The organism is Zhongshania sp. (assembly GCF_041623545.1).
Lineage (GTDB): Bacteria > Pseudomonadota > Gammaproteobacteria > Pseudomonadales > Spongiibacteraceae > Spongiibacter.
On record NZ_JBFJWS010000109.1, the window covers coordinates 1 to 9854 of the forward strand.

Consider the following 9854-nt stretch of genomic DNA (forward strand, 5'->3'; position numbering starts at 1 on the left):
GACCTGAGTATGGCCGTTAACGCGGCAGTGACATTGCAGCGTCCCTTACTTATTAAAGGCGAGCCAGGCACGGGTAAGACCTTACTGGCAGAGCAAGTTGCTGAATCCATGGGTAAAACCCTAATTCAGTGGCATATCAAATCGACGACGAAAGCGCAGCAAGGTCTGTATGAGTACGATGCGGTGTCGCGCTTGCGGGATTCGCAGCTTGGAAATGAAAAAGTTAAAGATATCAGCAACTATATTCGCAAGGGAAAACTCTGGGAGGCCTTTGCGGCCGACGAGCAGGTGGTGTTGCTGATCGACGAAATTGATAAAGCGGATATTGAATTCCCTAATGACCTGCTGGTTGAGCTTGATCGTATGGAGTTCTTTGTATACGAGACTGGCGAAACGGTTAAGGCCAAGCATCGGCCGATTATCATCATTACCAGTAATAACGAGAAAGAGCTGCCTGATGCCTTTTTGCGCCGCTGCTTTTTCCACTTTATAACCTTCCCAAGCCGGGAAACCATGCAGAAGATTGTTGCTGTGCACTATCCCACTATTGCCAAGGAGCTGGTTGCCGAAGCAATGGAAGTCTTCTTTGAAATTCGTCAGATTCCGGGTTTGAAGAAAAAGCCGTCTACTTCAGAATTGATAGATTGGTTGAAACTGTTGCTCGCCGATGAGATTCCAGGTGAAATTCTTAAAAACCGCGATGCCAGCAAGGCGATACCGCCGCTGTACGGCGCTTTATTGAAAAATGAGCAGGACGTACATTTACTAGAGCGACTGGCCTTTATGCATCGTCGCGAGAGCCGCAGCTAGTATGTTAGTACAATTTTTTCTCAGTCTTCGCAATGCCGGCGTTCCGGTAACAATTCGCGAACTTTTAGATCTGCTAGCGGGCCTTGAGGCGCGCTTAGCATTTCTTGATGTCGATGAGTTTTACCAGTTAGCGCGACTGTGCATGGTTAAGGATGAAAAGTATTACGATCGCTTCGACAAGGCTTTTGGTAATTATTTCAATGATTTAAATACCCTTGATGACATCATCGAAGCCCTAATTCCAGACGATTGGATGCGCAAGGACTTTCTGAAGCAACTGAGCGAGGAAGAAAAAGCCAAAATTGAATCTTTAGGTGGCCTTGATAAACTGATTGAAGAGTTTAAAAAGCGTCTAGAAGAGCAGGAGGGCCGTCATGCACGTGGTAATAAATGGATTGGCACCGGCGGCACTTCGCCCTTTGGCCACAGTGGCTACAATCCGGAAGGTATACGCATAGGTGGGGAAAGCACCAATAAAAAGGCGGTTAAGGTCTGGGAAAAGCGCGAGTTTAAAAATCTGGATGACAGTGTTGAGCTGGGTACGCGTAATATAAAAGTCGCTTTGCGGCGCCTGCGGAAATTTGCACGTACTGGCGCGGCAGAGGAACTAGATATAAACGATACGATCTCGTCGACTGCAAAAAATGGCGGGATGTTAGATCTAAAAATGGTGCCTGAGCGCCACAATGCGGTGAAGGTACTACTGTTTTTTGATGTTGGCGGATCGATGGATCCACATATCAAAGTTTGTGAGGAGCTATTTTCGGCGGCGCGTACCGAGTTCAAGCATATGGAATATTATTATTTCCATAACTACATCTATGAGTCGGTTTGGGACAATAATATTCGCCGCCACGCAGAGCGTATTCAGTTGCTTGACGTGCTGCATAAATACAGCTCGGACTACAAAATAATATTTGTCGGTGATGCGTCAATGTCGCCCTACGAGATTGTTCAGCCCGGTGGCAGTGTAGAGCACTGGAACGAAGAGGCTGGCGATGTATGGATGCGCCGCGTGCTCGAAACCTACGAAAAAGTTGCCTGGCTGAACCCAGTGCCTCCTTCAGATTGGGATTGGACTCAGTCTATTAAGATTGTTGAGCAGCAGTTAGAGGGGCATATGTACCCGATGACCCTAGGTGGCCTAGAAAGGGCCATGGCCTATCTCGCGAAATAATTTTGTGCGGCAGCGGTAATTACGAGCTATCGTTGCTGCCGCTTTCTTCACGCCATGAAGGCTATAAGTGAAGCAGTGACCGCTACATTTAGAGACTCAACACCATTGTGCATTGGGATTTTGAGACGAGCATTGCACAGCTTTTCGATATTGCTACTTACCCCGTCAGTTTCATTTCCGAGAACATAGATCGTGCTACTACTTGGCTTATAGTCAAGCAGCGACTGTTGCGCGTGCGACGAGAGGCAGCAGAGAGTGGCGCCGTCATCTTTCATGCGCAGTAATTCCTGAGCTAAATCCTCGCAGTGAAATAGTGGCGCTTTAAATAAGGTACCAGCACTGGCCTTTATAACCAGTGCCGTTAGTGGTGCGCCACCGCGCCGCGGTAAAATTAGGCCGTCAATTCCGCTGGCAGCGACCGAGCGAATAATCATACCTAGATTTTGGGGGTTGGTAATTCGATCCAAGGCCAGATAACGCCGTGGTGCAGTCTCTAAATGCGCTTGAGTAATCGTCGAGCTTGCTTGATAGGCACTGAGTTGCAGGTCCGCTGCAACGCCCTGGTCTTGCTTGCCGTTTTTTGAGATGCGCGATAGTGCTTTACGCTCGTGCATTTCAATGTCGATATTGCGTTTCTCTGCTAGTTGGCGCAACTCGCGAATGATGCCGTCTTCCTTGTTGCTTTGAGCAAGGTGGAGTTTATAGACCTGCATGCTGGGGTCTTGAAGCGCCTCGAGAACGGGCTTCCGACCGTAAATGGTTAATAATTGATCGAAAAATGCTTTGCGTTGCTGATAATTCTCGCTGCTCATAAGTTTCGCTTATTTTGCGGTGGACTAGCGTGTTTGTGCCATTGGCTACGCGTGTCGAATAGCGCTACCAAGGGCTGCATATCACATGGTATGTATTCGAGCATTTTAATTGATAATGCCTCGGCTTACCTTGTTTTGTGTTGTGAATATATTGTTATGCACAGTAGTAGTTATCGCGAGTGCTTTTTCATGGTGCTGGCGCCTTATATTTGGGCACAGATATTGCATTGTTATTGTGCAATGGCTGGGTGTTATCCGGTTAATCTTGTGTCGCGATGACGGCCATCTCTGTATTTAATACTTATTATCTAGAGAAATGTTCGTTAAAACAGTGTGTTAGGGTGATTTTTGTGAGCTTTTTTAATAGCTGCTTAACAGGAATACTTTGAATTATTGCACTAATAGTGAGCGGCAAAACAAATAACGACCTTTATTGGTGCAAAATAATTTGCACTGGGAGATATTTTTGATGAAAAAGCTGGGAAGTTGGCCCCCTCTACAAATTTTGGGCTTTTTGGCTGCTGCTGGTGCACCACAGTGGGGATTTGCCCAAGAGATTGATTCTGGGAATACGGCCTGGATGTTGACTTCAACAGCCTTGGTTTTATTTATGACCTTACCGGGTCTTGCTCTGTTCTATGGTGGCTTGGTGCGCAGTAAAAACGTACTGAGTGTATTGATGCAGTGTTTTAGCATCACGTGTTTGGCTTCGCTGCTGTGGGTTGTGGCGGGATACAGCTTAGCGTTTAGCGAGGGTACTGCTTTTATTGGTGACCTTAGCAAGGCGTTTCTTGCGGGTGTCGGCGAAGGGAGCGTCAGCGGCGATATCCCTGAAACTGTCTTTATAATGTTTCAGATGACCTTTGCGATTATTACGCCGGCGCTGATTATTGGTGGCTTTGCTGAGCGGATTAAATTTTCGGCGGTGATGATATTTTCTGCGTTGTGGCTATTGCTCGTCTACGCACCCGTAACCCATTGGGTTTGGGGTGGCGGTTGGCTGGCCGAAATGGGCTTGTTGGATTTTGCCGGGGGTACCGTTGTTCACATCACCGCAGGCGTGGCGGCACTCGTTGCAGCGCTGGTGCTTGGTAAGCGCCAGGGTTTTGGCCAGATGGCGCTGCCTCCGCACAATTTGACCATGACGTTCATTGGTGCGGGCATGCTGTGGGTTGGCTGGTTTGGTTTTAATGCTGGTAGCGCTTTGGCGGCTAATGGCGATGCTGGTATGGCGATGTTGGTTACCCACTTGTCAGCAGCAACCGGTTGTTTAACTTGGTCGGTGATAGAGTGGAAGCGCTACGGCAAGCCGAGTGCATTGGGCGCGGTAACCGGTATGGTCGCGGGCTTGGGTACTATTACGCCGGCTTCTGGCTTTGTCGGCCCTGCCGGTGCGATCGTGATTGGTTTAAGTGCGGGTATCGTATGTTTTTACTGTACGCTTGCTATCAAGCAGGTTTGGAAAATTGACGACTCTCTCGATGTCTTTCCGGTGCACGGCGTAGGCGGCATCTTGGGCACCTTTTTAGCGGGTATTTTTGCCAGCAGTGAGCTGGGTATATTCAGTGGACAAGGTCTTGCCGAGGGCATGACAATTGTTTCTCAGCTGAAAGTACAGTTAATTGGTATCGGCGCAACTTTCGCGTATACCGCAATAATTAGCTACGGTTTATTTGTTGCTATAGACAAGTTAATTGGTTTGCGTGTGAGCGCGGATGAAGAGGCTCAAGGCTTGGATATTACTTGTCACAACGAAGTGGGTTACGATTTATAATAAACCACTGTCGTTTTTCTTTGAAAAGCCCGGCATTGCTGGGCTTTTTGCCTTTTAGCGTTTCTGATATGTGATGGGGAGTAGCGGTATGGATCGGCCGACGGCGAATTCTTTTTTATTGTATGGGACCTCTGCCTGTCATTTATGCGAATCGGCTGAAGCCGTTTTAAGTGAAATTTTAGCGCAGGGCAGGGATTGGCAGATCGAAATTATTGATATTGCCGACGATGACAGCTTGCTAGAGCGTTACGCCCTGACGATTCCTGTGTTTGTCCGTACTGATAGTGGTGCTGAATTGAGCTGGCCTTTTGACCATGCAAAAATATTGCAATTTGCTGGCGAGCAGGGGAGTTGATGAGTATTTTAATTTCTGGGCTTTATTCCTACCCCGTTAAATCTCTGCGTGGCCATGCTCAACGTGTCATGGATGTCACTGATTGGGGCGCTGATGGTGATCGACGTTGGATGGTTATTGACGAGGGCGGCGGGTTTATTACACAGCGCCAGCTACCTAAAATGTGCCGAATTGGCGCTGAGTCTCGCGACGGTGGTGTTTATTTGTGGCATCTCGATGTGCCGGGGTCCGGGGTCTTTGTAAAGCTTAGTGGCAGGGAGCCGGCGAGAGATGTCACTGTGTGGGATGATTGCTGTGTAGCCTTTGATGCAGGAGATGAGGTTGCTGCATGGCTCAGTCAGCAGCTTGGCGCTGCCCTGCGGCTCTGCTATATGCCGGAATCCAGTCATCGCCAGGTAGATAGGCGATTTGCTCAGGATGGCGATAGAGTTGGTTTTGCCGATGGCTTTCCCTTTTTACTCTGTAATGAGGCGTCATTACAGGTGCTTAGTAACGCGCTTGGTCGGAGCTTGGATATGTTGCGTTTTCGACCGAATATTGTGGTCTCGGGTGCCGCAGCTTTCGCGGAGGATCAATGGCGCCGGATTCGTATTGGCGATATCGAGTTCGACTTGGTTAAGCCTTGTGCGCGTTGCGCGATTCCGACCGTAAATTTGGTGGATGCGTCTCGCGAGCCTGATGTGTTTCGAATGCTAAAAACGCATCGGCAACGCAATGACGAAGTTTTTTTCGGGCAAAATATGATCCACCGCGGCCAAGGGGCGATTACCTTGGGCGACGCGGTGGAGGTGCTGCAGCTGACTTAATTTTTGAATGCCGTCGTGCTGTTTTTGGGCCCAATTTGACGCTCGCTAGAAGCCAGTAGTGGTTTTTCTAAATCGAGCTTGGCGGCGTATATAACACTGAAGGCGAGTACGTTTTTAATATACTCCCGGGTTTCGCCATAGGGTAGGTTTTCTATCCAGATGTCGGCGGGCATATCTTTCGTTTGGCGTAACAGGACACGCTCGATGCGACTCGGGCCAGCATTGTAGGCGGCGGTCGCTAAAATTCGATTGCCACCAAATTGCTCAAGTAATTGGCCAAGATAATAGCCGCCCATGGCAATGTTTTTTTCTGGTGTGACTAAGTCCGCGGTGCTGGGTGTGGGCAGGCCCATTTGCTTGGCAACCAGCTTGGCGGTGCCGGGCATTAATTGCATAAGGCCGCGTGCGCCGACCGGTGAATTTGCGGCGGGCGCAAATGCACTTTCTTGCCGGGCAATGACGTAAATCCACTTTAGCTGAATTTTTTCACGCTTGGCGACTTTGCGGAAACTGTCTTGATGGGGCGTTGGGAAGCGTAGCTCCAAATCGTCCCACGCATCGGCTTTCAGAGCCGTCATAATCGACTGATGGTGCCAGCCCCAGTCGAGCGCTAATTGCGCTGCAGCGACTTGTTCAGCTTTATTCAAGCTGCGCATCGCATAGGCCCACTCGAGATTGGACGTTGCAGTCTCGCCGATGAGGAATAATTCCCTAGCGCGAGCGATGGCGCTATGTTGTTCTACCTCGCTAATCAGAGCCGGGTCAAGCGTGCGATTTGCACTTAGTTGATAGTCTTCATTAAGAATGTCGGCAGCTAAAAAGCTGTAATAACCGCGTTCGGCAGCAAGTTTTTGTAAGGCTAACTGAGTACTGACGGTGATTTCGCCACGTAGCTCAATGTCAGCTCTAGCGGACCAGTAGCGCCAATCAGCTTTTTGCTTTTTGTCCTCAGGCAGGAATTGGGCAATATGCTGAACGGCTGCCCAGTCGCCATCTTTTAGCGCTAGCCTAATACGCCATTCGGTTAAATACGGGTCTTCGTAGTTGGGGTCTGTGGCCATGACCCAGTCGCGTGTGTAATCGGCGTCGCTCGCAATTATTTGCCGGGCCATGCTGTCGCGCAGGGCGTAGTTTTGACTGGGGGTAAATTTAAGCTGGCGATCTAACTGTTGCCACAAGGTGTTGGTGCGCTCAAAGTCGCCCTTGGCAAGACGCTTTAGGGTGTGAACGGCAATATCACGATTACGGTCGTTGGCGCTTAGCGTCAGACCTTTGCTAAATAGCAGATTTGGATTGCGCAAAATTTCAATATAGATTTCGCTGCCGTTTATCTTGCGAAGCAAGTAGTTCGCCATGTCGGTTTGGCCGCTGTTAAGCGCGAGGTTGACGCGGCGCCAGTACTGTTGTTCGGTCTGGGCGCTGCTGAGGCGTCCTAGCCATTGTTTAATAGGTGTGTCGCACTCTTTGGGCAGCGAGTACGGTGTGCTCCAAAGTTCGCTAACAGCGGCGTCGGCGTCGCGATCGTTGCCAATTTGGCGCAGTGCATGGGCGTAGTGGCAGGCGTTTTCAGTTGATGAACTCCTGCGGTAGTACTGAGCGTAAAGTGGCCAGTTGCGATCGCGCTGTAATTTGTTCAGCCAGGATAGACGGATACGTTGGCCGGTAATCGTGTCACCATACTGCTGCAAATAGACGTCAACGGTTTGTTGCGACACTTGGTTGATCTGCGCTTTGAGTAATTCTAGCTCCAGATACGGGTATAAAGCGTAGTTACTCAGCTGAGGTGCTAGCTTTTCGGCATTGGCGATGCGGCCGCGGCTGATTTCAGTCAGCGCTTCGCGGTATAATCTGCGGCTGGTATCCGTTGCGGGGTCGGCATTAACATTCGTCGCTTGGATTGCCAGTACGAGTAAAAGGGTGAAAAAGCGGTTCATATCCCTACAGCCTTGCGTGACTTTTCGATGAGTAAAAATTTTTGCGAATGCCAAGAGGCCTTCGCCGACCCTATTTTGGATCAAATATATGCCTTTGTTACGTGCTACACAATTACAGCATAGTATTGGACAACAGATTGTACTGGATAACGCCGAATTACAACTCGAAGCTGGTGATCGAGTGTGTTTATTGGGGCGAAATGGCTGCGGAAAGTCGACCTTACTGAGAATAGTGGAGGGCAGCTCAAGTGTAGATGCAGGCGAGGTATGGCGCCAGCCCGGGGTCAAAATCGCGCGTATGGAGCAGACCCTGGATTTTGCCTCGCCTGAGGAAACCATATACGACGTTGTGGCTGACGGTCTTGCCGGCCTAGGGAAGGTTTTGCGTCGTTATCATGAGCTGATTATTGGCGATATGGGCGATGCCGAGTTAAAAGAGCTCGAACATTTGCAGCGAGAGATAGAAACCCACGACGGTTGGTCGTTCCAGCAGCGTATTGATAATATCCTGTCGCGTCTGGAGTTAGATGCTGACGCCAAAGTGTGTAGCTTATCCGGTGGTTGGCGTCGTCGGGTAGCCCTCGCCAGAGCCTTGGTTTGTGACCCTGATATCCTACTGCTGGACGAACCGACCAACCATTTGGATTTGGATGGTATTTTGTGGCTAGAGCAGTGTGTGATGTCCTTTCAGGGCTGTGTCCTGTTTGTTACCCACGATAGGGCTTTAATTGAAAAATTGGCCACCCGTATTGTCGAATTGGATCGCGGTATATTGACCAATTACGACACCAATTACACACGCTATTTAGAGCTTCGCGAACACGCTTTAGAAATTGAAGCCGAGCACAACGCATTATTTGATAAGCGTCTAGCGCAAGAAGAGGTGTGGATACGCCAAGGTATCAAGGCGCGCCGCACTCGCAATGAAGGCCGGGTGCGTGCCCTTGAAAAGATGCGCTCGGAGCGATCGCGGCGCAGGGTTCAGACGGGTTCGGCCAATCTAAGCGTGAATCAGGCAGATCGCACCGGCAAGGTGGTCGCCGAGCTTACTGATGTGACTTTTGCGGTGCCGGGTAAGCTGCTTGTCGAGAATTTGTCTCTGCTGGTTTGTCGCGGCGATAAATTGGCCCTAATTGGTCCTAATGGCGCAGGTAAAACGACCTTACTACGCTTAATATTGGGTGAGTTAGAGGCGCAATCTGGCACCGTAAAGGCGGGCACTAACCTGCAAGTTGCCTACTTTGACCAGCTGCGTGACCGCCTTGATGAAAGTCAGCGAGTCGTTGACATTGTTGGTCAGGGGCGAGATGCCGTCACGATCAATGGCAAAGACCGACATATAATGAGTTATCTCGGTGATTTTTTGTTTAGTCCTGAGCGGGCTCGCAGCCATTTTGGCGTTTTGTCGGGCGGTGAGCGAGCGCGAGTGCAATTGGCCTGCTTGTTTAGTCAGCCAGCAAATGTGTTGGTGATGGACGAACCCACCAACGATTTGGACATGGAAACTCTCGAACTACTTGAAAGTTTATTGGTTGATTTCAGTGGTACTGTTTTACTGGTTAGTCACGATCGCTCATTTGTTGATAGTGTCGCGAGCAGCTGCTTGCTGTTTGAGGGGCAGGGCGTGATTAGCGAGCATATTGGCGGCTATAGTGAGGTGTCGGCTTATATGTCACGCCGAGCGGCCCAAGAGAAAGCGGCGCCAACGGTCTCACCGTCTGCGCAGCAAGGCACATCGCCCTCGCCCGCGAAAACTGCGCCAAAAGGGCGCAAACTTAGCTATAAAGATCAGCGTGAGCTGGATAATTTACCCAGTAAAATCGAGGCATTAGAAGAAAGTCTTGAAAAACTGGCGGAACAGTCTGGAAGCGCCGATTTTTATCAGCAAGATCAACGTAGGATTGCCGAGGTACTTGATAAAATCACCAGTACCCAAGCGGAATTAGATCACTGTATGGAGCGCTGGCTCGAATTGGCTGAGTGAGTTTAGCCAATTAGGGGTCTTACTTCTGGCTGCCGACCCGCACGGCAAGGACATCGCAATCCGCGCCGTGCAATACACCGTTAGCAGTCGAGCCAAGGAGGAGGGCTAAGCCTTTGCGGCCATGGCTACCGACAATGACAAGGTCAACCTCAAGGGTTTTAGCAAGCTCGTGAATTTGGCTGTCGGGACGGCCACTGAGTAA

The 9854-nt window shown here is 49.9% G+C and carries 9 protein-coding genes; 6 read left to right on the top strand and 3 right to left on the bottom strand.

The window, feature by feature from the left end; genetic code table 11:
• Together ABYT30_RS10990 and ABYT30_RS10995 are read left to right on the top strand one after the other, a co-directional pair.
• Positions 1–810, top strand: an 810-nt coding sequence (locus ABYT30_RS10990; RefSeq protein ID WP_373096463.1) for an AAA family ATPase, incomplete at its 5' end; no start/stop codon positions are given.
• 1 nt (position 811) lies between these two features.
• Positions 812–1987, top strand: a complete 1176-nt coding sequence (locus ABYT30_RS10995) for a VWA domain-containing protein (RefSeq protein WP_373079390.1) — start codon at positions 812–814, stop codon at positions 1985–1987.
• Positions 1988–2034: 47 nt separating this feature from the next.
• Here ABYT30_RS10995 and ABYT30_RS11000 read toward each other — a convergent pair whose 3' ends face one another.
• The gene (locus ABYT30_RS11000; protein WP_373096465.1) at positions 2035–2799 is read right to left on the bottom strand and encodes a TrmH family RNA methyltransferase; all 765 of its coding nucleotides are present in this window, start codon (positions 2797–2799) and stop codon (positions 2035–2037) included.
• Between the two features lie 469 nt (positions 2800–3268).
• On the opposite strand from ABYT30_RS11000, the gene ABYT30_RS11005 reads away from it, so the two are divergent.
• The 3 genes from ABYT30_RS11005 (at position 3269) to ABYT30_RS11015 (ending at position 5734) form a co-directional block, all read left to right on the top strand.
• On the top strand, positions 3269–4573 hold the full coding sequence (locus ABYT30_RS11005; RefSeq protein WP_373079394.1) for an ammonium transporter: 1305 nt from the start codon (positions 3269–3271) through the stop codon (positions 4571–4573).
• An 88-nt stretch (positions 4574–4661) separates the two neighbouring features.
• Complete coding sequence (locus ABYT30_RS11010; protein WP_373079396.1) at positions 4662–4928, top strand: glutaredoxin family protein; 267 nt, start codon at positions 4662–4664, stop codon at positions 4926–4928.
• Positions 4928–5734, top strand: a complete 807-nt coding sequence (locus tag ABYT30_RS11015) for an MOSC domain-containing protein (RefSeq protein ID WP_373079398.1) — start codon at positions 4928–4930, stop codon at positions 5732–5734. Before ABYT30_RS11010 ends, ABYT30_RS11015 begins: the two co-directional genes overlap by 1 nt.
• Here the strand turns inward: ABYT30_RS11015 and ABYT30_RS11020 are convergent.
• Entirely contained in the window at positions 5731–7668 is a 1938-nt protein-coding gene (locus tag ABYT30_RS11020) for a transglycosylase SLT domain-containing protein (RefSeq protein WP_373096467.1), read from the bottom strand. The genes ABYT30_RS11015 and ABYT30_RS11020 overlap by 4 nt on opposite strands.
• 88 nt (positions 7669–7756) lie before the next feature.
• Between ABYT30_RS11020 and ABYT30_RS11025 the strand changes: the two genes are divergently transcribed.
• A complete protein-coding gene (locus ABYT30_RS11025) occupies positions 7757–9652 on the top strand; it encodes an ATP-binding cassette domain-containing protein (protein WP_373096469.1) in 1896 nt (631 codons plus the stop codon).
• 19 nt (positions 9653–9671) lie between these two features.
• Here the strand turns inward: ABYT30_RS11025 and ABYT30_RS11030 are convergent.
• Positions 9672–9854, bottom strand: a 183-nt coding sequence (locus ABYT30_RS11030; protein ID WP_373096471.1) for a universal stress protein, incomplete at its 5' end; no start/stop codon positions are given.

Excerpts from the sequence above, each read along its gene's own strand:
- ABYT30_RS10995 (WP_373079390.1), top strand. The coding sequence starts at position 812 with ATGTTAGTACAATTTTTTCTCAGTCTTCGCAATGCCGGCGTTCCGGTA.
- ABYT30_RS11000 (WP_373096465.1), bottom strand. The coding sequence starts at position 2,799 with ATGAGCAGCGAGAATTATCAGCAACGCAAAGCATTTTTCGATCAATTA.
- ABYT30_RS11005 (WP_373079394.1), top strand. The coding sequence starts at position 3,269 with ATGAAAAAGCTGGGAAGTTGGCCCCCTCTACAAATTTTGGGCTTTTTG.
- ABYT30_RS11010 (WP_373079396.1), top strand. The coding sequence starts at position 4,662 with ATGGATCGGCCGACGGCGAATTCTTTTTTATTGTATGGGACCTCTGCC.
- ABYT30_RS11015 (WP_373079398.1), top strand. The coding sequence starts at position 4,928 with ATGAGTATTTTAATTTCTGGGCTTTATTCCTACCCCGTTAAATCTCTG.
- ABYT30_RS11020 (WP_373096467.1), bottom strand. The coding sequence starts at position 7,668 with ATGAACCGCTTTTTCACCCTTTTACTCGTACTGGCAATCCAAGCGACG.
- ABYT30_RS11025 (WP_373096469.1), top strand. The coding sequence starts at position 7,757 with ATGCCTTTGTTACGTGCTACACAATTACAGCATAGTATTGGACAACAG.